This is a genomic window from Amycolatopsis circi (genome assembly GCF_003385235.1).
GTDB lineage: Bacteria > Actinomycetota > Actinomycetes > Mycobacteriales > Pseudonocardiaceae > Amycolatopsis > Amycolatopsis circi.
In genome coordinates, this window is the sequence record NZ_PQIA01000029.1 from 35,640 (window position 1) to 62,548 (window position 26,909).

A 26,909-nucleotide genomic window follows, 5' to 3' on the forward strand; every position below is an offset into this window, starting at 1 on the left:
CGTTAGGTGGCCCCGGAATCCCGGTCCGCCGCCCGACACTGGCCGTCATGACCGTGTCCACGCCCCGCCACCGACCGGCCCTGCTCGCCGTCGACGACGACACGCACGTGCTGCGCGCCGTCCGCCGGGATCTGCTCAGCGGCTACGCGGACCGCTACCGGGTCCTGTGCACGACCTCGCCCGCCGACGGCCTGCGCATCCTCGACCGGCTGGAGGAACACCGGGAAGAGCCCGCTCTCCTGCTGGTCGACCAGCGGATGCCGGAGATGACCGGCATCGAGTTCCTGGCCGAGTCGCTGACCCGCTTCCCGTCCGCGCGGCGGGTGCTGCTCACCGGGTACGCGGACACCGCCGTCGCGATCGACGCGATCAACGAGGTCAAACTGCACCACTACCTGGTCAAGCCGTGGGAGCCGCCCGCGGAGCGGCTGTACCCGGTGCTGGACGACCAGCTGGCCGAATGGCAGTCGGCCTACGAGCCGCCGTACGAGGGCATCCGCGTCGTCGGCCACCGGTTCTCCCCCGCCACCCACCAGCTGCGCGACTTCCTCACCCGCCTGCTGCAGCCGTTCCGGTTCGTCGACGTCGCGGCCGAGGCCGGGCACGAGGACGAGGTGCCCGCGGTCGAACTGCCCGACGGCAGGCGGCTGGTTCGGCCGACGCGCGGCGAACTGATGGCCGCGCTCGGCCTGAGCGGCGAGCTGTCCCGGCCGCACTACGACCTGGTGATCGCGGGCGGCGGACCGACCGGTCTCGCCGCGGCGGTGTACGGCGCGTCGGAGGGCCTCTCGACCCTGCTGCTGGACGCGCATGTGCCCGGCGGGCAGGCGGGCACATCCAGCCGGATCGAGAATTACCTCGGTTTTCCGTCCGGGGTGAGCGGTGCCGAGCTGACCCGGCGCGCGGTGGCGCAGGCCCGGCGGTTCGGCGCGGAACTGCTCGCCCCGGTCGGCGCGGTCTCGCTGCGCCGCGCGGGCCGCGCGCACCTGATCGGGCTGTCCGACGGCCGGGAAATCGGCGCGGGAAGCGTCCTGCTGGCGACCGGCCTTTCCTACCACCGGCTCGCGGCGGACGGCTGCGACCGGTTCGAGGGTGCCGGGATCTACTACGGCTCAACGAATTCCGAGGCCGCGCTGTGCGCGGGCCAGCACGTGGTGATCGTCGGCGGCGCGAACTCGGCCGGCCAGGCCGCACTGCACTTCGCCCAGCACGCCGAACAGGTCACGATGCTCGTGCGGGCGCCGTCGCTGGCGACGCGCATGTCGCGCTATCTGGTGGACGAGATCGAGGGGACGCCGAACATCGAGGTCCGCGCGACCACCGAGGTGGAATCAGTGGCCGGATCGTCGCACCTGGAGCGGATCACGTTGTGCGACAACCGCACTGGCTCAACGGACGAGATCTCCGCGGCCTCCATGTTCAGTTTCATCGGCGCCCGCCCGCGCACCGACTGGCTCGCGGACGCGGTGCATCGGGACGCCGCGGGATACCTGCTCACCGGACCCGCGCTGGCGGGCCTGCTCGACGACGGCTGGGACCTGCCCCGCGAGCCGATGCTGCTGGAAACGAGCGCACCCGGCGTGTTCGCGGCCGGCGACGTACGCGCCGACTCGGTGAAACGCATCGCCTCCGCGGTCGGCGAAGGAGCGCTTGCGGTGACACAAATTCATCAGCACGCGGCTGGGGTTTAGCGTCGTGTCGGCCGACAGTCTGTGCGCAGGATCGGCCGGAGCGGTCAGGCGAGTTCGACCAGCAGAGCAGCGAGCCGTTCCGGCACCGACCAGAACGGCGAGTGCCCGCCCTCGATCTCCCGGATCTCGGCACCGAACAACTCCCGGGCCAGGGCGCCGTTCCACGTGCCGACCACCGCGCGGTCTTCGCGGCAGGATACGTACGTCGTCGGTACGCGGCGCTGCGGCAAGTCGGGGCAGGTTTGTGCGCCGACGGTGTTCGCGCTGCGGCGCAATCGGCTAACCGCGTCGGCGGCGTCGGCCGGGGTGCAGTCGTGGTACAGCACGTCGGTCGCGTCGGCTGGGTCCAGGACTACGCAGCCGGACTCGTTGACGACGGCCCCGGCGAGAGCCTTCTGCAGCGGCTCGCCGAGCGGTGCGAACCCGTCGTCCAGCAGCGCGGTGCCGGGCCTGCGCACCAGAGCGGCGAGCAGAACGAGGGAGCCGACCGCCGGGTTGCCGGTCGCCAGCGGTGCCACCATGCCGCTCATCGAGTGCGCGACGAGGACGACGTCGGACCGGTCCCGGAGCGCGTCGTCGAGCACCGCGAGGTATTCGTCCTGGCCCGCCTCGGCCGTGTCGCACGGCAGCGACGGGCAGATCACCTCGTGGCCGCGCGCGGTCAGGTGCTCGCTCACGCGCTCCCAGCACCACGGGCCGTGCCAGGCTCCGTGCACCAGAACGAACGTCCGCGGCTTCTCGGCTTTCATGACGATCACGCTAGCCACCCTCGCGGGGGCCTGGAGTTCGCCGAGCGTCCGCGGGTTCTTTCTTTGCCCGAACGACCCGCCGGACGACTACTGCGCCGGAACAGCTTCCCGGACCGTGTGTTCCAGCAGCGCGAGCGCCCGTTCGACGTCCTTTCGGTCGGTCTCGCTCAGCCCGGCGAGGAGCGATTCCTCCCGGTCGAGGTGTCCTTCGAGAGCACGGTCGATGAGCTTGCGGCCGGCGGGGGTCAGTTCGGCGTAGCTGACCCTGCGGTCGGCCGGGTGGTCGCGGCGGCGGATCAGCCCGTCGCGCTCGAGCGTGTCCAGCCGCGCGGTGAGAGCGCCGGAGGTGACCAGCGCGGAGGCCGCCAGCTCCGAGGGCGTTTTCCGGTAGGGCCGGCCGCCTCGGCGCAGGTTGCACAGGATGTCGAACGAGCCCGGGGTGAGGCCGTACGAGGCCAGGTAACCGCGGAGGCCACCGGCGGCCAGGTCGGCGATCCGCCGGATCCGGCCGAAGATCGCGATCGGCGAGGCGTCCAGGTCCGGCCGCTGCCGCGCCCAGTCCGCCACCACCTGATCGACCGTGTCCATCGTCATCGACTCCTCGTTCGGCGGGGTTCGAACGGAGCCTATCCGGTGTTCGCGCAACGGTGCCGCGTCCGTCCTAACGGGACTGTTCCGGGACGGCGGGCTGCTCGGCCGCGGCGGGTTCTTTCCCGGCCGGGCCCCGCCCGCGGAGTAGCACTACGGCACCGAGCAAGGTGAGGAGCTGCGTCGCGGCTAGCAGCACGTACCCGGCCGCGAACCCGTGGTCACCGCCCGCGGCGATCGCGATGCCCATCAAGGTGGGAAGCAGCGCGGACACGAGATTGCCGACTCCGTTGATCAGCCCGTAGGCGCTGCCGACGGTGCCCGCTGGCGCGTATTGCTGCACCAGCGTCGGAATCGCCGGTCCCTGCAGGCCCCAGAACGCGTTGGCGAGGATCAAAGTCGCCGCGGCCAGCCAGCGCGAGTCGGCGAGGGTCACGGTCGTCGCGCACAGCGCGGTGCCGATGCTGCCGACCACCAGGACCAGCGGCACCCGGCGGGCGGGCATCCGGTCGATGAGGTACCCGCCGAGGAAACCGGATCCGAGGCTGACCACGAACGGCAGCGCCGACAGCGCGCTCATCTGCGCCAGCGAGAAGTGCCGTGCCTGCAGCAAATACGACGGGAGCCAGGACGTGCTGCCCCACAGATAGCCGAGCGTGGCGACTTCGATCAGCAGGATCCAGCCGAGCTTGGGCGTGCGCAGCGCTCCCGCGAACCGCCGCAACGCCGGTTGCCGCGCGGCGGTCCGGTTCCGCGAGCTTCGGACGAACACGGCGACCAATGGCAGCCCGACCACGAGGTTGAGGGCCGCGAGCAGGAGGAACGAGCCGTGCCAGCCGAAGTGCACGAGGGCGAAGGTGATCACCGGGATGCCCAGCGCCGTGCCCAGGGAAACGCCCATCGAACTGACCGCGTTGGGCTTCCCCCAGGCGCCTTCGGCGAAATTGTCCTTGACGTACATGGTTTTCAGCGAGAACAGCGGCCCCTCGCTGGCTCCGAGCAGGAACCGCACCGTCAGCAACACCACCGCGCCCCCGGCGTACGGGGACACGAGAGTGAACAGCGCCCAGCACAGCAGGCTGACGAGCAATCCGCGCCGCACCCCGAACACCGCTTCGTACCACGGAGTGATCAGCATGGCCGCGATCCCGTAGCCCGCCAGGAAAAGCGTCATCAGCGCGCCTTGCGCCGCCCGGTTTCCCGCGATTCCGAAGTGCTGGGTGAAAGCCGGATCGGTGATCAGCACGGACACGTTGACCCGGTCGATATAGGACACCGCCACGACGACCAGCAGCGCCAGCACTCCCAGCCACGCGGTCAGCGGAGCGCCGGGTCGCCGGTCTTCCCTCAGCTCGGGCACAGCAGGTCCTTTCCGGGCCGGACCATCGCGAGGCGGCCCGGACCGCGCGGACCCGCCGCGCCGCCAGACCAGCCGCCTCGGCCGGCGGGGTCGCCGGGAAGTATCTTTGTCCTAAGATGCTTGTGTCAAGCTATCCCGGCGAGGTCTTTTCGGACGGCGGGTTCTCTTGGCGGGCCGGGACAACGGGGCGGATCCCGCGGTTCCAGGAAAGAAGGGCTGAGCCCGGAGGCCCAGCCCTTCACTTACGTCGACCGACAGACCGGCACCGGCCCCAGCGCAGCCCGGCTCGGCGGCTCCACAATCGACATGCCGTTCGTGGTGCGCACCCGTCCGGCCAGGTTCCTTCCCGCACTGGCACCGAGGCGCGGCATCCCCTCGGACACCCGGCCCCAGCAACTCGCGACGCTGCGACTCGGCCAGCAGGCGAAACTTGGTGCCGCCACCGGTGAACACCGCCCGAACCGAACCCGAGCGGAGAATCGCCGCGACCTGGCGCCGCCGACCTCGCCGTCCGTCCGCGCCGAGCATCCGAAGGAGGCCGGGCGGTCAGCGGGAACCGGGCCTGGGGATCCGGACCCCGGCGGAGCGGAGCTTGGCCTCGACGAGCGCGAGGGCCTTGGCCGCGGCCGAACCCTGCGCTTCGCCGTGGTGGGCGATCAGCTCGTACCGGGTCGCGGCTTCGGTACGGGCTTGCAGGCCGGTCACGATCCGCAGATGCGCGGGGTTCGCGAGGTAGTGCTCGGCCATCGCGGTGGCGAGTTCCTCGATGCGGGGGTCGTCCGGTTCCCAGCCCGCGGCTTCGGCGCCGCGCTTGATCAGGGCGACGTATTGCGGGTCGCCGAGAGCGTGCTCGAGGTCGGCGAGGTAGTCGTCGAAGCCTTCGGGGGCAAGGGCTTTCGCCAGTACCCAGCCCTCCCGGGCCGCCGCTACCTCGTGCGCGGGGAAGCCGAGGCCGGGCATCCGTTCCAGCAGCGCCGCGGCGCGGTCCGACAGCAGCGTCCGGTCGCCGTCGGCGAGGCGGCCCAGCAGGTCGCGCCGCTCGGTCAGCTCCTCGATCCGCTCGGTGAGCTGCCGTTCGACGTCCGCGAGCGCGTCGGCGAGCGTGGCGCGGTCGGCGTCGAGCAGGGACCCGATCTCGGCCAGCGGCACCCCGGCCGAGGCCAGCGTCCGGGCCTGGACCAGCCGCAACAGCTCGGCCGATCCGTACCGCCGGTATCCGGAGCCGTCGCGTTCGGGCTCCGCGACCAGACCGAGCTTGTGGTAGTGCCGCACCGTCTTCACCGTGACGCCGACGAATGCCGCCGCCTGCCCGATGGTGACCCCGTTCCGCATCCGCTCAGCCTGCCTTGCGCTCGCGCTCGCCGAAGCTCGACCCGACCCTCGCGTCAGAACACTTCATTGAGGAGCTTCTGCTGGAGGCCCTGGAATGCTGCCGCGACGGACATCCCGGCGTCGTCCACGCAGTTCAGGGCGGCGGTCAGGGTCTTGCTTCCGTCGGGAGTGCTGTACATCAGCGCCGCGTGGCCGCCTTGGGCACCGTTGTGGGAGATGACAGTTTTGCCGCTGTCGGTGGTCAGCACGAACACTCCCAGGCCGTAGTCCATGTTCGGAATGCCCGTCGGGTGCGGGGCGCACATCTCGGCCAGCAGCTCGGCCGGCAGGAGCTTGCCGCCCAGCAGCGCGGAGACGAACACGGCCAGGTCCTCGGTCGTCGAGATCATGTCGCCGCCGGCGGACACCCACGACGGGTCTTGCCGGGTGATGTCGACCGTCTTCTGCTCTCCGGCGACCTCGTGCCGGTAGTAGGCGTGCGCGTGCGGCTCGGGGATCTCCGGGCCGTCGGGAAGGAGAGTGCCTGACAACCCGAGCGGCTCCGCGATCCGCCGCCTCGTCTCCTCGGCGGCCGAGCGGCCGGTGACCTTCTCGACCAGCAGCCTGGCCAGCACGTAGTTGGTGTTGGAGTAACTCCAGCCCGCCCCCGGCTCGAACCGCGCCGGCTCGGCCAGCGCCAGCTCCACCAGCTCCTGCGGCCGGTACGCGGTGAACCGCTTGTCCAGCCATTCCTCGCCCTCGGGGCCGTACGGCATGGGAATCCCCAGCGCGAGGGTCCCGTCCGCGTTGACCTCGCCGGTGAAGTTGAACAGCCCGCTGGTGTGCTGCAGCAGCATCCGCACCGTGATCCGCCCGTCCAAACCGAACTCGGGCAGGTAGCCGAGCACCGGAGCGTCCAGCTCGACCTTGCCCTCGGCCACCAGCTGCAGCACCAGGGTCGCGGTGAACGGCTTGGTGTTGCTGCCGATCCGGACATGCGCGTCGGTCGACGGCTTCGCGGTCCCGCCCAGCTCTGCCGCCCCGGCGCTGCCCGCCCACTCGCCTCGCTCGTCCCGCACGCGCAGCGTCACCCCGACGAAGCCGGAGTCGACGATCTCCTCGAGCGCCTGCCGCAACTCCGGACGGTCCGGCCCGGTCTTGCTGTCGGCAGTCCGCGCGGCGCGCTCTTCGTGGCGGGAAAGGTTGATCGACATGGTGGTTCGCTCCTACGGATCTGTGCTGCCAGGTCGGCTTCGTGCCGCTGCGACGAGCTTCCGGCCTGACCCAAGGTCAACCTCAACGGTGACCTGGCTCACATCTCCGCAGACGTGGCTCCAGCCGCGTCGACGCGGGTCACGAGTGCCGGTCCATGGAGCCCCAGTCCGCTGGGGCTTCCTGCTCGACCAGGCGCCGCGCTTCGAGCATTACGGCGTCCTCGATCCATGCCAGCGGTTCGGCGTCCACGATCAGCGGCTCGTTGTCCGGGCCTCGCGCGATTTCGCGGCCCCGCAACAACCACGGGCGTACGCCGGGGCCGCCGCGTTCGCGCAGGTGCTGGTAGTCGTGCAGCCGCCTCGCCAGCCACAGCCGCAGCGACCGTCCGCGCCACCACGGTTGCCGGGCCAGCGAGTTCGCCGACAAGCCGGGCAGCAGCATTCCGGTGAGCCCGTCGCGACTTTCCTGGCCGGAGCACAGATCCGCGTCCGGGCCGCGCGACCACCGCACGTACAGGTCGTTCTCGCCCGCCTCCCGGAACGCTGAGACCAGCTCGTCGAGGTCGCGCACGACGGGCAGTTCGCTGTCCCATTCCGTCATGGGCCCGGGATTACCCGCCTCCGCCGCCCGCAATCCCGGTTCAGCGGGCCGCTACCCGCACGGTGCGCAGCAGCGGATCCACCGGATCGGGCAGGAACATGCCCGCGGCCACGCCGCTGCGCAGGTAGTCGAGCACGGGGCCGGTCAGCACCTCGCCGGGAAGCACCGCGGGGACGCCTGGCGGGTAGGGGCTGATCGTTTCGGCGGCGATCCGTCCTGCCGCCTTCTCGGCCGGGATCTGTTCGGCCGGGCCGAAAAACGCATCGCGGGGCAGCTGCGCCTGGTCTGGTTCCAGGTCCTCGGGCGTGGGCAGTTCCACCGGCTTCGCGCGGGGCAGTTCACCGGCGTGGTCGGACAGCGCTTGGAGTGCCTCGACCAGCCGGGCGGCGGTGTCCTCGGCATCGCCGACGGTCAGCTGGGCGGCGATCCGGCGATGGTCCGAAAGCCCCACATCGACCCGTTGCCGGTCCCGCAGCCAATGGTTCGCGTCGTAGCCGGTGCAACCGAGTTCGGACACGTCGAGCAGCAGTTTCAGCGGGTCCCGGTCGTCCGCCCGGCCGGGACCGACGAGTTCGGCGTCTCCCAGCACGGTGATTCCGGCGATTCCGGCGACGCGCTTCCGGGTGTCCGCGGCCAGCACGAGCACGTCGTCGAGCAGGCCTTTTCCGTGCTCGACCATGTGCCGGCGCCAGCCGTCCAAGCCGGCGTAAACAAGCGACGACGGGCTGGTCGTGTCGAGCAGGTCGGCGCGCATGGCGAGCACGTCGGCGTCCACGAGGTCGCCGCGCAGGTGGTAGACCGAGCCTTGTTCGAGGCCCGCGCCCATCTTGTGCACGCTCGTCACGCACAGGTCGGCGCCCGCGTCCATCGCCCACGCCGGAAGGTCCGGGTGGAACGGGAAATGCGCGCCCCAGGCCTCGTCGACGATCAGCGGCGCCCCGCGTTCGTGGCAGACTCGCGCGACGCCGCGGATGTCCGCGCAGGAGCCGTAGTCGGTCGGCGTGATGAGCAGCATTCCCTTTGCTGACGGGTGTTCCGCGAAGGCCGCCTCGGTTTCTTCCGGGCCTGGCGGGTGGGCGAAATGCAGGGTCCGGTCCCAGCGCGGAGGCACCCACACCGGCCGGATGCCGCTGAGGATGAGCCCGGCGACCACGGATTTGTGCGCGTTACGGGAGATAAGCAGTTCCTCGCTCGGTCCCGCGACCGACAGCATGGCCGACTTGGCCGACAACGAGCTGCCGCAGGTGGAGCAGAACGCGCGGTCCGCGTGCACCGCGTCCGCCATCAGGCCTTCGGCTTCGGCGAGCGCGCCATGGTTGAGCGCCCGGTCGTCCAGGCCGTTCATCAGGATGATGTCCGAGGCGAACACGTCGCGGCCGACGATCTCCGCCAGCCGCGGGTCGACGCCGCGGCCCTGTTTGTGTCCGGGCGGCAGGAACGAGACGTGCCCGGACGTGCGAAACCGCCGGATCGCTTCGAGCACTGGTGCGCGGGAATGATCGGCCGCCCGCCCCGCGTACCCAGTCCGGCCGATCTCAAACGCGGTCCCGTTTCGACGGGCTCGATAGGGGTAATCCGAGGTGGTCTTCGCCCGGAGACGGAGGAATCATGACTCAGATGACAGAAGAACCGCAGCCGGTCGGCGGCTCCCTCGCGGCGCCGCGGCGCACGTGGATCGGCGACCACGACCCGACGGACCAGAACTGGCAGGAGGTCGGCGACGAAATCCAGGCGGCCGCGCAACGGGCCGGAAGGACGTGGCAGCAGCCGGAAACCGATTGAACGAACCCCGGAAACCGACGACGGCGAAAGGACGGCCGGAAAGGTCTGATCGGGCAAACGGAATTGCCTGAACGTCCTCCGGCTTTCGCCGTCGTTGCCTTGCGCGCGCTTCCGGCCGCCGTCGCCGCTTCGAGGGCGGCCGCCGGGTCGTCGCAGGTCAGCGCACGGCGGGTCGGCCAGATGGCCGATGCCCGGACGAGGTTGCCCGCCGACTGGCCGGAATGGACGGACTTTTCGGACGATCCTGCCCTCCCCCGGTCTCACTACCTTCGGATCGCTCCCGCTTCCCGCAGAAGCGGACCGTCGCCGAAGGAGTTCGCATCGATGAAGATGCTCGTGGGGGTTCTCGCGCTCGCCGCCGCCGCAGGGCTGGTCGCCGCGATCGCCGTGGCCTGCGGTTCCGGCGGCACTGACTGGCAGGCCGCGTGCGAAGCGGCTCCGGCCGCGGCGGCGGGCAAGCATCCGAACGCCGTCGCCGAAGCCCGGAAAGCCTTGCTGAGCAACGGAAACGATCCGCGGCTCGAGATCGAGGTCGTCGATCTCGACTCGTGCACGGTCGAGGTCGGCTGGAAATCCGATCAGCCGCAGCCGACCGCGTCCGTGGTGAAGCTGCTCATCGCGCTCGACCTCCTCGACCGGTCCGGAGTTCCCTCCGACAGCGACGCCGCCACCGTCCGCGCCATGCTCTCGGCCAGCGACGACCACGCGGCCAGCCGACTCTGGCAGCAACTCGGCGGACCGGCGATCGTCCGGCGGCAGGCCGGGAAACTGGGGCTCGCGCACACTTCGCCGCCCGCCGACCCCGGCCAATGGGGCTCCACCCAGATGTCGGCCGAAGACGTCGTCGCGGTCTACCGGCACATCACCGCGGGACGGTCCACAGAGGAACGGGAATTCCTTACCGAGGCATTGGAGAGCGCCCCGCGCAACGCCGCTGACGGGTTCGATCAACACTTCGGGATCCCGCGAGCGTTTCCGGGCGCGAAATGGGCGATCAAGCAGGGGTGGGGCACCTCCGAAGGGCGACGGGTGCTCAACACGACCGGCCTGGTCCGGACCGAGTCCCGGACCTTCGCGGTAGCGGTCATGAGCACTTGGGACGACAGCATCGACGTCACCGTCGCGACCAAGGCGCTCACGACCGCTACCGGGGCGTTGAAGAATTCTCTTGCTGGAAGCAGCAAACTCACCTGAACCGACATCAGTCCTTTGTGGACCAGATTAGGTGTTCGAACGGCGATCAGGCTTTGGCGCTCTGCAGTTTCAGCGGATTCTTCGGCGCGTCCGGCCGCGCGTCGATCATCCGCTGTCCCAGTTCCCGCAGCTGTTTGCGGCCCATCGCCGAGCGGACCTCGGGAAACCAGTCGTCCTCTTCTTCCTCGACGTGGTGGCGGACGTTTTCCGTCAGCACCGTCACCTTCGCGTCGAAGGTTTCGTCCTCCGGGTCCAGGTCGAGCAGCTCCGAGAGCATCCACACCACGACGTGATGCTCCTCGACGCTCTCCAGGACGTGGTCCTTCGTCTCCGGCACCGCTTCCTTCGCCGCGGGGTAGAAGATCTCTTCCTCGAGGTAGGCGTGGACGGTCAGCTCTTCGATGATCGAGTCGACGATCCGGCGCTTTTTCCGGTGGGCCTTCTCCCCCGCTTTCTCGAACTCCTTGAACAGCTTCTCCACCGTCTTGTGGTCGTTCTTGAGCAGCACGATCGCGTCGGTCGACATCGGTGTCCTCACAGTGCGGTCCGGGCGCGGGCACTGCAGGGTGGGCCGCCCGCGGTTTCTTGGCCGCCGGATTACCCTTTCCCCGCCCGCGAAAACACCCGTTTGCACGCGAACCGGTCCGGGTATTCCGATGCCCCCGGACCACAGGAGAGCATCAGTGAGCGACCAGACCGGCGACGAGCTGACCTTCGGCATCGAAGAGGAGTTCCTGGTCGTCGACCGGAACGGCCGGTTGTCCCAGGCCGATCAGGTGGTCTCCGACGCCGCGGAAACGGGCGACGGCGACGGCGAGCTGCAGCACGAACTGATCCAGGCGCAGGCCGAGATCGCCACGGACGTCTGCCGGACTCGCGACGAGGCGCTGCAGCGGCTTCGCGAACTGCGCGACGACCTGGCCTCGGCCGCGCGTCGGCAGGGCCGCCGGTTGCTGCCCGCGGCCTCGCCGCCGGTGCCGGAAGAGAAGTTGCCCGTCGTCACCCGGAGTCCGCGCTACGAACGGATCGCCGAGCAATTCGGGGCCACCGCGCGGACGTCGCTGACCTGCGGCTGTCACGTGCACGTCGCGATCCCGGACAAGGAGACCGGCATCCAGGTCCTCGGGCGGATCCGGCCGTGGCTGCCCGCGCTGCTGACCGTGACCGCGAATTCGGCCATCGCCGACGGTTACGACACCGGATACCGCAGCTGGCGCTACCAGCAATGGAGCCGCTGGCCCTCGGCCGGGCCGCCGCCGCGGTTCTCGTCGCTCGACGAGTACGAAGCCGTCGTCGACGCCTGGCTGCGCTCGGGCGCGATCCTCGACCGCGGGATGGTCTACTGGGACGTCCGGCTGTCGGAGAAACAGCCGACCATCGAGTTCCGCATCGCCGACGTCGCCGCGACGCCGGAGGAAGCCGTCCTGCTCGGCGTGCTGGCTCGGGGCCTGGTCGCCACCGCGCTGGCGGACGGCAATCCCCCGCCGTACCTGGCGAACGAGGTGCTGCGCGCCCAGCTCTGGCGCGCGTCGCGGGACGGGGTCGCTGGCCGGTGCCCGCACCCGCGCAACGGCGACTTGGCGCCGACGAAGGCCGTGCTCGCGGACCTCATCGAGCTGACCGGGTCCGCGCTGGACTCCGCCGGGGACCTGGAATTCGCCCAGGAGGCAACGGCACGATTGTGCGCCGAGGGCGGCGGCGCGGACCGGCAGCGACGGCGCTTCGCCGAACGGGGTCGCGGCGAAGACGTGGTTGATCTGCTCGCGGGTACGCCCTGAACGCGGCCCGTTCAGCGCCGGTGCGCCCATGCGGCGGCCGGGCAGTAGGTGCCGAACGCCGCGGGGCCCAGCCGCTACCAGGGATCAGCAGCACCGTGCGTTCAGCGGCGGTGTGTCCAAGCCGCCGCCAGGCAATACGCGCCGAACGCCGCGAGACCCAGTGCGACCAGCGTCAGCAACACCGTGCCGAACGGCTGGGCAGCGAACGTCTTGAGACTGGCATCCAACCCGCCCGCCTCCTTCGCGTCCGAGCGGAAACCGGCGTAGCCCAGCAGGAACGCGGTCATCGCGAAAACGACCGCCTTGGCCAAGTACCCGGTGGTGCCCAATCGGCCGACCCAGCGGCGGGTCTTGCCGGGCAGTCCGGCGGGGTCGAGGTCTTCGAGGAAGGTCTGCTTCACGCCCTTGACCCCGGCGGCGACGGCGACCCCGAGCACGATCGCAGCGGCGGCCACGACCAGCGCCGGACCGGCGGGCAGCTGGAGGAGTTTCGCGGTGAACTCCTGCTGGGTCTGGTCGCTCGAACCTCCCCCGCCCTCGCCCGCGGCGAGTCGGACGGCGCTGACGCCCAGTGCGAGCACCACAATCCCCCGGGCAGCAGCACCCAGCCGTTTGCGCGTCCGCTTCCCGCCGCTGGTCCAGGTGTAACCGGTCGCGGCCATCAGGAACTGCCACAGCCCGAACGCGACCAGACCGGCCGCGAGCACCCACAGCAGGACCTGGCCGAACACGGTCGAACCGGCCTCCCGCAGGGCGCCCTTCTGGTCGGTCTGCTCGCCGCTGCCGAACGCGACCCGCACGGCGAGGTAGGCGAGGATGAGGTGCACGAGCGCGTAACAGGCCATCCCCGCCCGGCCGAGCAGCTGGGCGGTGTCGGTTTTTTCTCCGCGGGCGACGGTGTTGGAGATCCGGTTCATGCGGAGGGGATACCCGCTCCGGCGGCGGTGCCGTTGCGGCAGATGGCGCAATCCGCCGCCCGGGAGATCCACAGAGGACGGTCGGATCACGGGTGGTCAGCGCTCGATTTCGGACCGCGACGGGAGGGGTCGGCTCGGCTCGGTCAGCCAGCCCGTTCTCCGTCGCGTCCTCGCGTTCAGCGCGGCGTCGTCGAGGCTGCGCACGACCGGAAGCGTTCGGTCGAGACCCAGCAAGGCCAGCGGGCGCAGGACAGCGCGTTGGTGCGCGACCGCCGCGAACCGCACCCCGGCGTCGCGGGCGGCCTTGGCCTGTTCGGCGAGGAATTCCAGGACCCGGGCCGAGCAGAACGGCACCTCGGTCAGGTCCACGAGCAGGGTCACCGGCCGCAGGCCGAGTTCGCCGGACATGATCCGGCGGAGCCGGGGGACGTCGGCGACCTCCAGCTCCCCCTCCAGGGTCACCACCGTCGACCTCGCGGTGCGGGTCAGCGTGCGGGCGGGACGCCCGGCGGGGCACAGGACGGTCAGGCTCAACGGCGTGGCGTTGCGGTGCATGGTTTTCGTTCCCTCCTCGCGAAAAGCGGGGCGGGGACCGGGAACGTGCGCGGCGCGGCCGAACTGCTGGATCCCCCTCCCCGGCTGGTGCTCGAAGACAGCGGCTGCTCGGCTGAGCGACGATGCCGCCAAGATACCTGCGAGGCGCCCGTTTTGCGCAACCCTGGCTCACCCGCCTGCGGTACGCGAGCGATCAGCCCGTAGCCAGTCCGGGTTCCGGCCGCGGCGGGCTGCGGTAGATCCGGATCGTCAGCAGCGTCGTGACCACGCAGCCGAGCCCCATGAAAGCGAGCATCGTCCGGGTGCCCGCGAGTTCCGCGATCGGCCCCAGCACCGCCGTGCCGACCGGGATCATCGCCCGGTCCGTGCTCGCGATGCCCATGATCCGGCCGAGGAGGTTGCCGGGGGCGGTCGCCTGCAGGGCCGCTCGGTTGGCGGTGCGGTAGCACTGTCCGACCAGTCCGACGACCACCATCGTCGCGCCGGCGCCGATCGCGGCGGGTTTTCCGGTGAAGCCGCTTGGCACCAGCAGGACCAGCAGCGCGAAGCCGAGGAGCACCGCACCGATCGCGGCCAGCCTCGCGGGATTTGCCGGCGGGCGGCGGGACATGGTCGTCGAGGCGGCCAGTGCGCCCGCCGCGCCGCAGGTCAACAGCAGGGCCGCGGTGCTTCCGTCGCCGTCGAAAAGGTCTTTCGACAGGAGCGGCATCATTGCGGTGTAAGGGAAAGCGAACAGCATCGGTCCCATCGCGAGGGCGATCTGACGGCGCATCGCCGGGTTTTGCCGGAGCAGACGCCAGACCGACTCCGCGGGCGGCGAAGGGCCCGAGGCGGTCGGTGCTGGATCGTGCTCGGGCAGGACGGTCAGGCAGCACAGGGCGACGAGCGTGCAGAAAGCGTTGAACCAGAACGCGGTGCGGACCGAGCTGACCGCGAGGACGAGCGCGCCGACCGCGGGACCGAGGATCATCGCCCCGTTCAGGCAGGCCGAGTGCATCGCGATCACCGCGGTGAGCGGTCGCTGGCCGCGCAGCGACGGCAGGAGCGTCTGTCTCAGCACAGGTTCGGCGCTGCCCGCTGAGGCTCGTGCGAACACCATCGCGCACACGAGCCACAGCGGGCCGCCCGCCGTCACGATCCAGGCGAGGCACAGCGTCGAGACGAAGAGCGCCACGCGCAGACCCGCGAGGAGCCGGCGTTTGTCGTAGCGGTCGGCGAGCCATCCGGCCGGCGCGGTGAACAGCAGGATGGGCGCGAGCCGCACCACGTTCACCGTCGCCAGCGCGGTGGCCGAACCGGTCTGCTCGACCACGTACCAGTTGAGCGCGACGAGGTCCGCGGTGTCGCCGATCCGGGAAGACAGCGTGCCGGCCAGAAACAGGCGCAGCGGCAGTCGTCCGGCAGTGCCCGCGGTCATAGCACGGGGTCGCCCGCGCCGTGCAGAGGATTGGCCTGCGGCAGGTAGATATCGTGGTCGGCGGCCAGCAACCGCATGAGCCCGAACGCTTTCTGCGGAAGATGGGACGTCCGCAGGAAGGCGATGTCCGCGGCCGCCCTGGCGAGCAGGTTCTCGGGCAGGTCGGCCAGCAGGTCGGTCATCTTCGTGCGGACCGTCGCCCAGAGCTGCTCGCCGGGCAGGTCCCAGGTCGCCGCGAACATGGTCACTATCTGGGCGATGTTGGCCTGCAGCAGCGCATACGACACTTTTCGGCGCACGTGGTCGATGTCGTCGGTGAAGGTGATCGAATCGGGATGTGGAGCGAAATCGAGGCCCGCTTCACGCATCCGGCTGGGATGGACGCGGATCCCGCCGAAGTCGCGGAGCAGGACGCGCACCGGCAGGCCGTCGCGAACCACCACGAGCGTGTTCTGCAGATGGGCTTCCAGGCCGATGCCGTACCGCCACAGCAATGGCAGTCCTGCGGCCAGCATCAGTTCCACGTAGCGCTCGAAGAACTCGTGCGGGCGTTCCTGGGCCAATTCCGCCAGTACGGTTCCCTCCGGCCGCGACGCTCCTCGCAGAGCGCAGGCGGACAGGACGATCTCGCCCGGCATGGCGTAGTCGGCGGGATCGGCTCGGAGCAGCGCGGAAAGGCCGCGTTCTCGCGAGGGTGCGGCGTCGCCTGCCGGTGGGGAGAAGGCGATGCCAGCCAGCTCCGGTACGCAGACGACTCTGCCGCGCGTGCTGGGGTCGTCCGCCAGGAGTCGTTGCAGGAGAACGCTCATCCGCGGGCCGTTGTCGGTGGTGGCAGGCGAGATCGTGCGTCGCCGCGAGGTGAGCTGGACGTCGAGCGCGGTTTTCACGGTCAGCCGACGGCCGTGTCTGCCAGCGGCGGCGGTCACCAGGCTGCGCACCGAGACGGTCGGCCGGCACGCCAGTTGCGCTTCGGGGAGCGGCACGATGCTGCCTGCCGCCAGCTCCTCGTGGTACTCGGCGGCCAGTCGGCTCCGCATCTGCCACGGGTGCACGGGGACCAGCTCGTACTCGGCGGGCGCGTGCCCGCGGACGGCGAGTCCGTCGATGGCGCGCGCGGCGATCGCGGGAAAGTGGTCGGCCACGATCGTTCCCACCGACGCGCCCGACGGATCGGATGTCGAGAGCACGGAATCCTTGCGCACCGCAACGAAAGAGAGGCCTACGGTGTCGGCGCTCTCCGGGCAGTACGCGAGAGAATCGGCGGGAGTGAAGCCGCGGCGGACCCGCGGGCAGAGGTGGATCGTGTGGCCTTCCGCAGAGGCGGCGTCCAGGTCGAGAGTGAGGTCGGACGCGGAGCGCTGTTCGGCCGCCGTCGCGATCCGGTGTGCGGGCAGGCGGTGCCGGACGCAGGCGCGGGACAACGCGAGGTTGCGCGCGGAGTCGACGAGATCGTCGCGGAGCGCTCCCCAATCCAAGTCTCCGCCGGATGCGGCGACGACGTCGACTAATTGCTCGGGACGATCGAGTGCGCGGACTTCGACGCCGTCGCTCACCACGACGGGGCTCACCACTTCGTTGGCCCCGAACCCGTTCTCCAGCTGGCACACCGCGGCCAGCCGCCGTCCGGACCGAAGGGTCACGCTGATCAGCCGTCCCGGGTGCGGCCCCAGCAGGGCGAGGACACTCGCGGACACCGGCGGCGTTCCGGTGAGGGGAAGGACGACCTCGGTGATCCGCTTGGCGGACAACGATCTCCGTTCGCGCAGCAGTGCGCTGCAAGCTCCGTTGAGGGTGCTCAGCCTGGCCCCGGCGAGTTCGTCCAGCCACGGCCGCACGAGTTCCGGCCGCCGCGCCCGCAGGCAGCCGAGCATTTCCCGTTCCGCCTCGTTGAGGTCCGGCGGTTCCGGCTCCTCGGCGGCGACGGCGAGCGGATTCGGGCTCTCGACGTACTGCTGGTCGGTGACGAGGTTCTTCAAGCGCATCGTCAGCAACGCTTTGTGCTGCCACGGCCCGCTCAGCAACGCCTTGGCGTCCGCCCGGGCGTCCTCGGCCTCTTCGGGGCAGCAGGCGGACATCGCGAGCCGATGGAACGTCTGGCGCACGCACTCCCCTACTACCGGCCACAGGCTCTCCTCCGCGCATCCGGACGCGTTCGCCAGCTCGGCGACGAGTTCTCCGAGATGGTGGCCGAAAAGCGGGTAGTACAGCTTCGCGCGGAGCGCCGCGGCGTCCTGGGCGAGCAAGGCCGAGCCGGGCAGGAACTCGCCGGTCATGGCTCGCCGGGCCAGCCGGGATCGCAGCAAGCGCGCGGCACCGAGGTCTCTGAGCAATATGCGGTGCGGCCACCGGTCTTTCAAGACCAGGACGGTGTTCTGCGGATGGGGTTCGAGCGCGATGCCGTAGCGGACAAGGAGGGTCAGCACCGGCGGGACGCAGCGCTCGACGTGCCGGGTCAGCCACTGCCGCGCCACCTCGCTCAGCGGAGTGCCGGTGACCGAGGCGGTCTCGGAGATCAGGTCGTGGAGCAGGCTGGCACCGGTCAACGGCGATTTCGCGAACAGCGAGGCGATCGGCATCGAGAGTTCGTCCGGGCCGAGGAGATCTTCGCTGTCTTCCCGGAGGACAGCGGCCAGCGAACGACGTCGGGCCTGTGCGGTGGCAGGATCCGCGGGTTCGTCCGGCGGCACATACGCGACGCTGGCCAGCTCTCGCAGCACCGCGAACCGGGGCCGCCCGTCCGGCGTGCCGAGCGACAGGTCCAGGTCTCCGGCGACGATGTGTTCGAGCAGCGCGGACAGGCGCGGGCCGTTGTGCACCGCGGCGGGCGAGACCCCGCGGACGGCGCTGGTGAGCTGCACTTCCAGCGCGGTTTTGACGTGCAGCCCCGCGCTCGCGGCGGTCTCGCGCGCCGACAGGGTCCGGACCGAGATCAGCGGCCGCGCCGGAATCCGGGTCCGCAGCGGTGCCACCGTGCCGTCGGCGATCGCGTCGGCGTGCAGCGCCGGCAGGGCGTGGAAACGCTGATGCGGATGTACGGGAATCAGCACGCGCCGCTCGGGAATCAGCCCGGCGGCGCGCATCTCGACCGTTGCCGCGGCGACAGTTCGCGGAAAGTATTCGCTCAGCAGCGATTGCGAAGCATCGAGGTCGTTCGCTCCGGTGGCGGCGTCCCGGGAAACCGAAATCAACGGCAGGCCGAACTCCGGGCCGAATTCCGGGGAATAGCGGACGGCGTCCTCAACCGACATCCCGACCTTCATTTTGGCGACCGGATGCAAGGGATGGCCCTCGACGACCATTCGCTCGAATGGCACCAGGAGCGACCCGACCTCTCCTGAATCGCGCAGCGCGTCGACCAACGCCGTGAACGGCCGAGTGCCGCGCTCGCTGCCGGAATCGTCTCGATCACGCAGGTCTGCCGCGAAGAGATCCGCGGCCGCCAGGGACAACGCGTGCCCGGTGACACTGTCGGCGAGTTCGGCGCGCAGCCGGTCCCAAGCATCACCGTCACCGGAACAGAGCTGTTCCCTGACCAGGAAATCCCAGAGCCGCAACGGGTCGGCGATCTCCTGACCGCCGAGGCGCACCGGACCGGCGAGAACCAGACGGCCGGTCTTCGTCGCCTGGCGCAGCACAAGGTCCAGACCACGCTCGCGGGCCAGGTCCGTTTTCAGCAAACCCTCGCGCGCCAAAGCGGAGAGCAGGCGGGACATAGTCGTCGCCCGCGCCTCCGGAAGGCATTCCGCGAACGTTTCGGAAATGCCCGGCGGCGCGAGTTTTCCAGATTCTTCGAGACGGGCGAAGACGGCGAGTTCATCGGGAGAAAGGGGGCCTCCCAGCGGTGTCATGAAAGCATTTTCACTAGCCTGAACGGGAGTGGGCATGGTCCACTATGGTGACCCCGCCCAGGTTAACCAGACAGGAACGTAGAGGTTAACAACAGATGAACACACCTATCACAACCCGATAAACTCGGACATTCGCGCACTCGTCCGCGGCCATTTGCGTCGCAGGTTGAGAACTCAACTGGAGCACTGTCTCATACTTTGCCCTGACAATTAACCGGCCGCCGTTAAATGCGGCGGGCCAGCCGGTCGATTTCGCGGACCACGGCCAGGGTGCCGCGTGCGGCGTTGGACAGCACCGCCACGTCGAGGTTCTCCGCGGGGTAGTGGCGCGCGATGCCGCCGACCCCGGCGTTGCCGCCGTCCTTGTAGTAGTTCCGCACAGAACCGTTCTGTCCCAAGATGAACTCCAGCCCGAAGCCGAACCACACGTCGCCGTCTTCGGCTCGATGGTGCAGTACCTGCGGGGTGAGGAACTGCTCGGTCCGCTCGGCCGACAGCAGTTCGCCGCCGCGCACCGCGCGCAGGAACCGCACCAGGTCGGCCGCGGTGACGTGCGCCCCGCCGTCGGGCGAGCCGATCGACGGACAACTGAAGATGTTCTGCTTCCACCCGATGATCCGGCCTTCGGAATCGGTGACCGGATCCCAGCCCTCGGCGACGTCCGGCGCCGCTTCCCGGCGGTCGAAAAAGTCCGACGCGGCCATGCCCGCCCGCGCGAACACAGCGCTCCGGATGTGGTCGCGGTAGGCGACTCCGGTGATCTCCTCGATCGCCAGGCCGACGAGAATGTACCCGGTATTGCAGTACCGGCACCCCTCCCCCGGAGCGAAATTCGGTGGCTTGTCCACGAAATTCGGCAGGTGATCCCGCGTTCGCGGCACCGAGTAGACCGGTTTGCCGACCCACAACGCCTCGTAGCTCTCACCGGCTTCCTCGTCCGCGTCGTCGGCGATCCCGGAGGTGTGGGTGAGCAGGTGCCGCACGCTCACCCGCGGCGAGATCGCCGTGCCGGCCAGGTCGACGATCTCGGTGATCGGCGCGTCCAGGTCCAGCCGGCCTTCGTCCACCAGCTGCAACGCGGCCACCGCCGTGAAGAGCTTCGTGACGGACGCCGTGTCGAACCGGAGGTCGAGCCTGTTCGGCACCGCCCATCGGCGGCTGGCCTGTCCGTACGCGCCCGAGAACACCACCTCCTCGCCACGGCGGATCAACACCACGCCGGAAAACTCGTCGGCGGCGGCTCGGGCGCTCAGCCAGGAATCCAGACCGGTGAAAGGCATCCTCCGACGGTAGCTCAGCCGACCGTGACCACCCGGGCCCAATCAGGGGGTGCGTCCGGCCGATAGGAGGGAAGCTTCTCCGCCAGCGGTCCCGCCCTCCGGAACAGGCCCACCACCGTCCGGCAGGGCGGTCTTGAGCTGGGCCAAGGGGTTTGGCCGTCGGTCAACGCCACGATCACGTCCGGGCGGGGGCCGGCCCGCAGCGCGGCAGCGAAGCCGCTGCGCAGATCCGTTCCTCCGCCGCCCAGCAACGGGATTCCTTCGGCCCGGCACAGCTGTTGTGTGGTGTACGCGGCGGCGTCGCACGACAGCACCGAGACGAGATCGCGCCGACCTCCTACCGCACGGACGATCGCGGCGACGTCGAGGATCGCGCCGCCCAGCTCGGCGTCGCTCACCGAGCCCGAGGTGTCGACGATGACGCAGACCTGCGGCGGACGGCGGCGCAGGCTCGGCAGGACGACGCCGGGCAAGCTGGCCGATCGGCGCGAAGGGCGGCCGTAGGTGTAGTCCTCGCCCGCCCCGGACATCGCGGACCGGAGCGCCGAGCCGAGCAGTTCCCGCCACGGTTGCGGCGGATGGAACGCCTCCTCGGCCCAGCGTTTCCAGCCCGCCGGAACGTCGCCCGGGTTGCCGTTGATGCCTTGGGCGACCCGGAATCGGACCGCGTCCCGCTCCTGCTCGCTGAGCCCGTTCACCCCGTCGAGGCCCAGCTCCCAGCCGCGTTCCAGGCCGTCGGCGCCGCTGCCGCAGTCGAGCCAGGCGAATTCGCCGGTGCAGGGCCCGAGCCGGAACTGGGTCAGGTACTCCTCCATCAGCTGCCCGTCGTCCAGCCTCAGCGCCGCCGGATCGACGGCACCCTCGGGCCGGGCCAGGCCGTCGCCGAAGACGTCGTCGTTGATCTCGCAGTCCGCCGCGATGTTCATCCGCAATCGCTCCGCCGGCCCGGTCAGCTCGTGTTTCGCGGCGAACCGGTCGCTGCGGCCGTGATGATCGCGCAGCAGGTGGGAGACTTCGTGCACCCAGACTCCGGCCAGCTCCGCCAACGGAGTGCGGTCCACGAATCCCGGCGAAACGTAACAACGCCAGTGTCGGTCGACCGCCATGGTCGGCACTCGCCGTGACTCGACGACGTGCAAGGCGAACAACGCCGTCGCCAGATACGGCCGTTGCCGGACTGCGTGCAGCCGCGCCGCGTAGAGCTTCTCCTCGTCCATCAGCGCTCACCTGCACGGTCCGCTCGCCGGGGCAACGCGACCGCTCCGGAAAGCCGCTCGATGGCCGCCGGTACCTGCCAATCGTCGCGGCGCAGCGAGGCGAGGGTCGCCGCGGGCACGACGACCAGATCTGGTGCGCCGGTTTCCAAAGCCAGCACCAGCAATGCCCACGCCGCGTCCCAGCGGGACTGCTCCGGCCGTTTGCGCACCGCCTCCACTACGCCGTCGAGCACGGTCTGGCGCAAGTCGCCGCGTTCGGGCAGGACCGCCGATTCAGGGTCCGCGAGCAAGGTTTCAGGGTCCGGCAAATCCATCCGGTCCAGGCTGGCCAGCAACTCCAGGCCCGGGCCGTCGCCGACGGTGCCCCGCACCAGCATGGACAGCACTTCCCGGGAAGCACCCGCCGCGGTAGCGAAAGCGACCAGCCGCAGGGTCATCTCCCAGCTGCGCGGCGAAGGCCACGCACCGCCGCGACGGCCTTCGCTCTTCGGCAGCTGATGGACGAGTCCGGGCCGGGCGGTCAGGAGGCCGCAGACGGCGCGGCGGGCGAACGTCACCGCGTCCGGCAGCTGCCCCGGATCCAGTCGGGGCAGCGCTGCTTTCGGCCACGTTCCGCCGAGCCCGCGCACTACGACGTCGTGGTCGTAGGTCCACTGCAGGTGCACGAACCGGTTGGCCAGCGGCGGGCTCAGTTCCCAGCCGTCCGCCGCGGAGGAACGCGGGTTGGCGGCCGCCACAATCCGAACCCCGGGCGGAAGCCGCAGGGCGCCAACCCGTCGCTCGAGCACGACGCGCAGGAGCGCGGCCTGGACGGCGGGCGGCGCGGTGGAAAGCTCGTCCAGGAACAGGAGTCCTCGACCGGTCCGGACCAGGCGCACCGCCCAGTCCGGCGGGGCCATCGGCACGCCCTGCTCGGCGGGATCGTCGCCGACCACCGGCAGGCCGGAGAAGTCGGACGGTTCGTGCACGCTGGCGATCACCGTGGTCAGCGGCAGTTCGATCGCCTCGGCGAGCTGGGTGAGCGCGGCGGTCTTGCCGATGCCCGGCTCGCCCCACAGCAGCACCGGCAGGTCGGCGGACACGGCCAGCGTCAAGGCTTCCAGCTGGCTGTCCGGGCGCGGTTCGGTTCGGGTGTCGCTCAGCAGGGAGAGCAGGTCGGCGGCGACGTCCAGCGGTCGGAGGGTGGCAGGAGCGGGAGAAAATTCCGTGGCAGTAGACAGGTTGCATCACCTTTGAGGTCGAAGCGGAGCGGGAAAGAGTCAGCGAGTGGTCGCGTGGCGCGGGCGAGCGCGGTGACGGGTGTCCGAAGTGGACCGAAGCGGTCCTGAACCGGCCAGCTCGGCCCGGTAGAGGCCATGCACGAGTTGGCGGCGTACTGCCGTTTCCAGTTCGTCGCGCAAGGCGCCGCTGCGCAGGAGTACGTCCGGACCTAGCAGTCTTTCGACGGTGGCGACGGCACCGGCGGCGTCGCCGTGGTCCAACCGGGCGCGGACGTCCACGAGATTTTCCGGAGACCGGTGCGCCTCGTCGATCGCCCGCAGGCACGGCAGCTCGGTGCCGCCCAGCGCGCCCAGCAGCTCCTCGCGGCGAATCTCGTCGGGGTGGTGGTCCAGCGGGACGAGTACGCCGTCCACCACGCCGATGCGATGAGTGGCCCCGCGGCAGTCGACGAGGCGGGAATTCCTTGCGCTGTCCGGACTTCGTGCCGCGCTGGGTCGACGGTCGGGCCGAAGTGCCGACGCGACAAGCGGATGCAGCTGGTCGACGTCGATCAGCCCGGCGTGAAGCAGCTCCAGGTCGGGCAGGACCCAGGTCGCGGCGTCGGGCAAGACGGGCACCGCGCGGGTTCGGTCCCGGGTCCCCTCGCCCAGGTTGAGCGTCAGCCGGTGCCGGGAGGTGAGCCGTACGGCGACGGGTCCGCCCTCGATTCCGTCCGCGCGCAGCAGCAACGCCGCCTCGGCCAGCCACCGGTCCACCGCGCAGGGACCCGCTCCGGCCGGGATTTCGCCGGGGGACGGTGGCCAGCGCCCCGACCGTTCTCGCAGCTCGCTTGCCCTGCGGATGTCCCACAGGTGGCGGTGCAGATCGAGGCGATAGCGCCGGTCCGGATGCGGATGCGGGTGAAGACCGGCCCCGCGCTGGGACGGCGACCACAACGCCAGGCTGATCCGCTGACCGGCGTCCGCCCATGCCGGCGGCGTGCGCGCGACGAGGTGGATCTCGCCGAACTCCGGCCGGTACCGGGCGAGGGAGACCGTGAGTCCCGGCCGCAGCAGGCCGTCCGGGGCGATCCTCGGGAAATGCCAGCGCAGCAGGTCAGGGGCGAGATGCCGCAGATCGGCGCGGACCTGTGCCGCCAGCCGGCCGCCATGGGCGCGGCCTACGGCCCGGAGGTTCAGATCCACGTCGACGCGCGCGGCCGCACAGGCCCCGGCCCAGTCGCCCGCTTCCCGGCGGGCGGTCGCTGATTCGATCATCGACGGCGGCACGGCGAATTCGCGCACGCGCGCCCAGAAGTGGAGGCGAAGATTCTCGTTCGCGGGCAAAGGGTGCATCAGCACTCACCTTTGGCGAACGGAACCCCCGATCTGTTCGAGTAGTTGCTCATCGTGATCAGCGTAGCAGGATCCGGCCCCGCCGGGACATGTCATATTCTGACACCGGCGGCGCGTTGTTCCGCAGAGTGGTCGGCGGACATCACGAAGTGCGTCCGCGCGGCTACGGTCCATGCACGCGAGAGGGAGGGAGTCCTGGTGACGGATCCGAAACGGCAGACCCTCACCGAACGCCGGGCCGAAGAGCTGCGCATGAGCATCGCTCTCACGGCGCGCGACCTGTTCGTGGCCGAGGGCGACACGTCGGTCACTGTCGAGCGGATCTGCGAGATCGTCGGGATCAACCCGCGGACGTTCCACCGGCACTTCCCGGTCAAGGAGGACGTCCTGATGCCGCTGCTGCGCCGCAGCGAGCACGTCATCGTGCAGGGCTTGGAGGACGCGCCGGACGACGCCGACCCGATCGAGGTCTTGACGGCCGCGCTCACCACCGAACTGAACCGGCGGCAGGTGCCCGAGTACGACCACCAGATCATGACCCTGATCGTCAACACGCCGCAGTACCGGTTGCGGTTCGTGGAGTGGTGCGAGGGGCTCAGCGAGGCGGTCACGCGGTTTCTGGCGCGGTATTACGAGCTTGACCCGGATCCGTTCTTGCGCGAGCTTCCGGCTCTGCTGGTGATTCAGACGATGCGGCATTCCCTGACCCGCTGGGTGCAGAGCGGCGGTTCGGACGACTTCAGCGACATCGAACGGTGGGACTCGCGCGGACTGCGGCTTGCGTTGAGCGGGTTGACTCGTCTCGCCAAGTAAGTCCTTTGCAGACAAGGCCGGGCGGCCGCGGCGCTTGAGCCGGGTGCGTTCCGGTGCGAACTTGCTGCGCTGTTGGTGATTCAGGCGCTGCCGCCCGTCCGGCGAGTTCAGCGCGGCGGTTCTGACGGCTTCGGCGACATCGAACGGTGAGACTTGCGAACCGCGCGGATCAAGCACCTCCCGCCAGCCGCATCGACCCCTTGCAGACAAAGCCGGGCGGGAATCGTCGAGTGGCGAATCCCGCCCGGTCTTGGCGCAAGCGTTACGGAGACACGCTCGCGGCGTGGAGCGCGGCGATGTAGCCGTACACCACACCTTGCCCGATCGTCGCGCCCGCGCCCGGGTAGGAAGTGCCGAAGGCGTTCGCGGCGGTGTTTCCGATCGCGTAGAGGCCTTTCACGACTTCGCCGTCCTCGCGCAAGACACGGGCGTGTTCGTCGGCCACCAGTCCACCGCAGGTGCCGAGGTCGCTCAGGACCACCTTGACCGCGTAGTAAGGCGCGCGGCGCAGCGGGGCCAGGTTCGGGTTGGGGCCGATGGTGGGGTCGCCGTAGTAGCGGTCGTATGCGCTGTCGCCCCGGCCGAAGTCGGGGTCGGTTCCGGCGGCGGCGTGGTCGTTGAACTTCCGGAAGGCGTCCTGGAACGCATCCGCGGGGACGCCCATCGCTTGGGCGAGCGCGCCGAGGTCGTCCGACTTGTGCGCGATTCCGGCGCGGTACCACGATTCCGGGAGCGACTGCCGGGGAAAGCAGCGGCCGGCCGTGATGTAGCTGTCGCGGTAGCGCTGGTCGAACACCAGCCACATCTCCTCGACCGGCGTGCCTGCCCGCTCGCGCGCCAGGATTTCCTGCCCGAACGACATGTAGTCGATCGCCTCGTTGATAAACCGCTTCCCGCTCTGGTCGACGATGAACGACCCGGGCAGCGAACGTTCGGCGAGCATCACCGCCGGAGCGCCGCCCGGCACCGGCGCGAACGCTGGGAACCACCAGGCCTGGTCCATCAGCGCTGTACCCGCGCCGAGTTCCTGTCCGGCGAGGATGCCGTCGCCGGTGTTGCCTTCCGAGCCTAGGCTGGCGTGTTCGCCGAGTCGCGGCGACTGGAACTTGTGTCGTGCCTCGACGTCGTGGTCGAAGCCGCCCGCGGCCAGGACTACGCCGCGACGGGCCAGCACGGTGACTTCCTTCTCTCCCTGCCGCAGTACGGCTCCGGTGACCCGGCCGTCGTCCTGGAGCAGGCGGACGAGGCTGGTCTCTGTCCACACGGGAATGCCCGCGCGCAGCACGCCCGCGAACATCCCGGCCGCAAGCGCTTGCCCGCCCGCTAGGTAGTCGCGGCCGATCAGCATGCCGCCGATGCCGAGCGCGGCACGCGCGAAAATCCGCGGCAATGCCTTGAGCGGCTTGCGGGCCACCAGGTTCATCCACTTGTAGTCCGCGCCGGTGACCGGCATCGGGACCGGGGCCTCCATCACGCCGGGACGCAGCCGGGGACGCTCGGCGCCGAGCACGGAAGCGTTGAACGGGCGGCATTCGCACGTCCGGCCTTCCGGACGGCCGCCGGGCTCCTCCGGGTGATAGTCGGAATAACCCATGGCCCAGAAGAATCGCATGGGCGTGGTGCGGCGCAGCATGTCGACGGCGGCGGCGCCGTGTTCTAGGTAGGCGCGTCCGCGTGCCGCCGGGGCGGAGTCGCCGACGACTGCTTTCAGGTAGGTGGCCGCGTCGGTGATGGCGCGGGGTCCGGTTTCGGTCAGTGCGGCGTTTCCTGGGATCCAGAAGGCGCCGCCGGAGCGGGCGGTGGATCCGCCTACGTAGGTCGTCTTTTCGACGACCAAGGTGGAGAGTCCGCGTTCTTGGGCGGCTAGGGCGGCGGCCAGGCCGGTTCCTGAGCCGATTACTAGGAGGTCGACGGTTGTGTTTTTGGCCGGTACTAGCGGGGGGATTTTGGTTTTCATGTCGCTCCTGTGTTTTTGGCGCCGACTGTGTTTTTGGCGCCGACTTCGTCGTCGCGGGCGGGATCGCTTTTAAGCCGACGTT

At 70.1% G+C, this 26,909-nt stretch carries 22 protein-coding genes; 5 read left to right on the forward strand and 17 right to left on the reverse strand.

The annotated features are described in order from the left end of the window. The first annotated feature begins 47 nt into the window (after window positions 1-47). Window positions 48-1,691 carry an NAD(P)/FAD-dependent oxidoreductase gene (locus D0D37_RS15500; protein WP_116201240.1) on the forward strand — a complete coding sequence of 548 codons (1,644 nt, stop codon included), beginning with the start codon at window positions 48-50 and terminating at the stop codon, window positions 1,689-1,691. A 44-nt stretch (window positions 1,692-1,735) separates the two neighbouring features. Here D0D37_RS15500 and D0D37_RS15505 read toward each other — a convergent pair whose 3' ends face one another. The 7 genes from D0D37_RS15505 to D0D37_RS15540 form a co-directional block, all read right to left on the reverse strand. Continuing rightward, a complete protein-coding gene (locus D0D37_RS15505) occupies window positions 1,736-2,440 on the reverse strand; it encodes an alpha/beta fold hydrolase (protein ID WP_162834252.1) in 705 nt (234 codons plus the stop codon). An 87-nt stretch (window positions 2,441-2,527) separates the two neighbouring features. Beyond that, window positions 2,528-3,034, reverse strand: coding sequence for a MarR family winged helix-turn-helix transcriptional regulator (locus D0D37_RS15510; protein ID WP_116201242.1), 507 nt, complete (start codon window positions 3,032-3,034; stop codon window positions 2,528-2,530). A 67-nt stretch (window positions 3,035-3,101) separates the two neighbouring features. Beyond that, complete coding sequence (locus D0D37_RS15515; protein ID WP_244223523.1) at window positions 3,102-4,388, reverse strand: MFS transporter; 1,287 nt, start codon at window positions 4,386-4,388, stop codon at window positions 3,102-3,104. 546 nt (window positions 4,389-4,934) lie between these two features. After that, window positions 4,935-5,720: a MerR family transcriptional regulator gene (locus D0D37_RS15525; RefSeq protein ID WP_116201243.1), complete on the reverse strand. Its 786-nt coding sequence runs from the start codon at window positions 5,718-5,720 to the stop codon at window positions 4,935-4,937. A 53-nt stretch (window positions 5,721-5,773) separates the two neighbouring features. Continuing rightward, on the reverse strand, window positions 5,774-6,913 hold the full coding sequence (locus D0D37_RS15530; RefSeq protein WP_116201244.1) for a serine hydrolase domain-containing protein: 1,140 nt from the start codon (window positions 6,911-6,913) through the stop codon (window positions 5,774-5,776). 139 nt (window positions 6,914-7,052) lie between these two features. Then, window positions 7,053-7,514: a DUF6098 family protein gene (locus tag D0D37_RS15535; protein ID WP_116201245.1), complete on the reverse strand. Its 462-nt coding sequence runs from the start codon at window positions 7,512-7,514 to the stop codon at window positions 7,053-7,055. A 40-nt stretch (window positions 7,515-7,554) separates the two neighbouring features. Beyond that, on the reverse strand, window positions 7,555-8,997 hold the full coding sequence (locus D0D37_RS15540) for an aminotransferase class I/II-fold pyridoxal phosphate-dependent enzyme (protein WP_116201246.1): 1,443 nt from the start codon (window positions 8,995-8,997) through the stop codon (window positions 7,555-7,557). A gap of 125 nt (window positions 8,998-9,122) precedes the next feature. On the opposite strand from D0D37_RS15540, the gene D0D37_RS46615 reads away from it, so the two are divergent. Then, complete coding sequence (locus tag D0D37_RS46615) at window positions 9,123-9,296, forward strand: hypothetical protein (protein WP_162834253.1); 174 nt, start codon at window positions 9,123-9,125, stop codon at window positions 9,294-9,296. 324 nt (window positions 9,297-9,620) lie between these two features. Further along, window positions 9,621-10,490 (forward strand): serine hydrolase, encoded by an 870-nt coding sequence (locus tag D0D37_RS15545; RefSeq protein ID WP_116201247.1) that lies wholly within the window; start codon window positions 9,621-9,623, stop codon window positions 10,488-10,490. A gap of 46 nt (window positions 10,491-10,536) precedes the next feature. Here D0D37_RS15545 and D0D37_RS15550 read toward each other — a convergent pair whose 3' ends face one another. Then, window positions 10,537-11,016, reverse strand: a complete 480-nt coding sequence (locus tag D0D37_RS15550) for a hemerythrin domain-containing protein (RefSeq protein WP_116201248.1) — start codon at window positions 11,014-11,016, stop codon at window positions 10,537-10,539. A 157-nt stretch (window positions 11,017-11,173) separates the two neighbouring features. On the opposite strand from D0D37_RS15550, the gene D0D37_RS15555 reads away from it, so the two are divergent. Continuing rightward, window positions 11,174-12,268 carry a carboxylate-amine ligase gene (locus tag D0D37_RS15555; RefSeq protein ID WP_116201249.1) on the forward strand — a complete coding sequence of 365 codons (1,095 nt, stop codon included), beginning with the start codon at window positions 11,174-11,176 and terminating at the stop codon, window positions 12,266-12,268. Window positions 12,269-12,369: 101 nt separating this feature from the next. Here D0D37_RS15555 and D0D37_RS15560 read toward each other — a convergent pair whose 3' ends face one another. The 8 genes from D0D37_RS15560 to D0D37_RS15595 form a co-directional block, all read right to left on the reverse strand. Then, a complete protein-coding gene (locus D0D37_RS15560; protein WP_116201250.1) occupies window positions 12,370-13,185 on the reverse strand; it encodes a DUF1206 domain-containing protein in 816 nt (271 codons plus the stop codon). A 96-nt stretch (window positions 13,186-13,281) separates the two neighbouring features. After that, window positions 13,282-13,740, reverse strand: coding sequence for an STAS domain-containing protein (locus D0D37_RS15565; protein ID WP_116201251.1), 459 nt, complete (start codon window positions 13,738-13,740; stop codon window positions 13,282-13,284). A gap of 193 nt (window positions 13,741-13,933) precedes the next feature. Continuing rightward, window positions 13,934-15,157: an MFS transporter gene (locus D0D37_RS15570; RefSeq protein ID WP_116201252.1), complete on the reverse strand. Its 1,224-nt coding sequence runs from the start codon at window positions 15,155-15,157 to the stop codon at window positions 13,934-13,936. Further along, window positions 15,154-19,005 (reverse strand): IucA/IucC family protein, encoded by a 3,852-nt coding sequence (locus D0D37_RS15575; protein ID WP_162834254.1) that lies wholly within the window; start codon window positions 19,003-19,005, stop codon window positions 15,154-15,156. Before D0D37_RS15575 ends, D0D37_RS15570 begins: the two co-directional genes overlap by 4 nt. A gap of 224 nt (window positions 19,006-19,229) precedes the next feature. Beyond that, window positions 19,230-20,285: a serine hydrolase domain-containing protein gene (locus D0D37_RS15580; protein ID WP_116201254.1), complete on the reverse strand. Its 1,056-nt coding sequence runs from the start codon at window positions 20,283-20,285 to the stop codon at window positions 19,230-19,232. A 14-nt stretch (window positions 20,286-20,299) separates the two neighbouring features. Beyond that, complete coding sequence (locus D0D37_RS15585; RefSeq protein ID WP_116201255.1) at window positions 20,300-21,502, reverse strand: vWA domain-containing protein; 1,203 nt, start codon at window positions 21,500-21,502, stop codon at window positions 20,300-20,302. Beyond that, complete coding sequence (locus D0D37_RS15590; protein WP_244223524.1) at window positions 21,502-22,596, reverse strand: AAA family ATPase; 1,095 nt, start codon at window positions 22,594-22,596, stop codon at window positions 21,502-21,504. The genes D0D37_RS15585 and D0D37_RS15590 overlap by 1 nt, the downstream gene beginning before the upstream one ends. A gap of 165 nt (window positions 22,597-22,761) precedes the next feature. Continuing rightward, window positions 22,762-24,057 (reverse strand): hypothetical protein, encoded by a 1,296-nt coding sequence (locus D0D37_RS15595; protein ID WP_167493536.1) that lies wholly within the window; start codon window positions 24,055-24,057, stop codon window positions 22,762-22,764. 198 nt (window positions 24,058-24,255) lie between these two features. Between D0D37_RS15595 and D0D37_RS15600 the strand changes: the two genes are divergently transcribed. After that, window positions 24,256-24,870, forward strand: coding sequence for a TetR/AcrR family transcriptional regulator (locus D0D37_RS15600; protein ID WP_116201258.1), 615 nt, complete (start codon window positions 24,256-24,258; stop codon window positions 24,868-24,870). 262 nt (window positions 24,871-25,132) lie between these two features. Here the strand turns inward: D0D37_RS15600 and D0D37_RS15605 are convergent, their stop codons facing one another. Next, window positions 25,133-26,827, reverse strand: a complete 1,695-nt coding sequence (locus D0D37_RS15605; protein WP_116201259.1) for a 3-ketosteroid-delta-1-dehydrogenase — start codon at window positions 26,825-26,827, stop codon at window positions 25,133-25,135. Between the last annotated feature and the right edge of the window lie 82 nt (window positions 26,828-26,909).

Coding starts and splice junctions, on each gene's coding strand:
- D0D37_RS15510 (WP_116201242.1), bottom strand. CDS start 3,034: ATGACGATGGACACGGTCGATCAGGTGGTGGCGGACTGGGCGCGGCAG.
- D0D37_RS15535 (WP_116201245.1), bottom strand. CDS start 7,514: ATGACGGAATGGGACAGCGAACTGCCCGTCGTGCGCGACCTCGACGAG.
- D0D37_RS15545 (WP_116201247.1), top strand. CDS start 9,621: ATGAAGATGCTCGTGGGGGTTCTCGCGCTCGCCGCCGCCGCAGGGCTG.
- D0D37_RS15565 (WP_116201251.1), bottom strand. CDS start 13,740: ATGCACCGCAACGCCACGCCGTTGAGCCTGACCGTCCTGTGCCCCGCC.
- D0D37_RS15560 (WP_116201250.1), bottom strand. CDS start 13,185: ATGAACCGGATCTCCAACACCGTCGCCCGCGGAGAAAAAACCGACACC.
- D0D37_RS15585 (WP_116201255.1), bottom strand. CDS start 21,502: ATGGACGAGGAGAAGCTCTACGCGGCGCGGCTGCACGCAGTCCGGCAA.
- D0D37_RS15580 (WP_116201254.1), bottom strand. CDS start 20,285: ATGCCTTTCACCGGTCTGGATTCCTGGCTGAGCGCCCGAGCCGCCGCC.
- D0D37_RS15530 (WP_116201244.1), bottom strand. CDS start 6,913: ATGTCGATCAACCTTTCCCGCCACGAAGAGCGCGCCGCGCGGACTGCC.
- D0D37_RS15595 (WP_167493536.1), bottom strand. CDS start 24,057: ATGCACCCTTTGCCCGCGAACGAGAATCTTCGCCTCCACTTCTGGGCG.
- D0D37_RS46615 (WP_162834253.1), top strand. CDS start 9,123: ATGACTCAGATGACAGAAGAACCGCAGCCGGTCGGCGGCTCCCTCGCG.
- D0D37_RS15570 (WP_116201252.1), bottom strand. CDS start 15,157: ATGACCGCGGGCACTGCCGGACGACTGCCGCTGCGCCTGTTTCTGGCC.
- D0D37_RS15605 (WP_116201259.1), bottom strand. CDS start 26,827: ATGAAAACCAAAATCCCCCCGCTAGTACCGGCCAAAAACACAACCGTC.
- D0D37_RS15505 (WP_162834252.1), bottom strand. CDS start 2,440: ATGAAAGCCGAGAAGCCGCGGACGTTCGTTCTGGTGCACGGAGCCTGG.
- D0D37_RS15575 (WP_162834254.1), bottom strand. CDS start 19,005: ATGACACCGCTGGGAGGCCCCCTTTCTCCCGATGAACTCGCCGTCTTC.
- D0D37_RS15500 (WP_116201240.1), top strand. CDS start 48: ATGACCGTGTCCACGCCCCGCCACCGACCGGCCCTGCTCGCCGTCGAC.
- D0D37_RS15525 (WP_116201243.1), bottom strand. CDS start 5,720: ATGCGGAACGGGGTCACCATCGGGCAGGCGGCGGCATTCGTCGGCGTC.
- D0D37_RS15550 (WP_116201248.1), bottom strand. CDS start 11,016: ATGTCGACCGACGCGATCGTGCTGCTCAAGAACGACCACAAGACGGTG.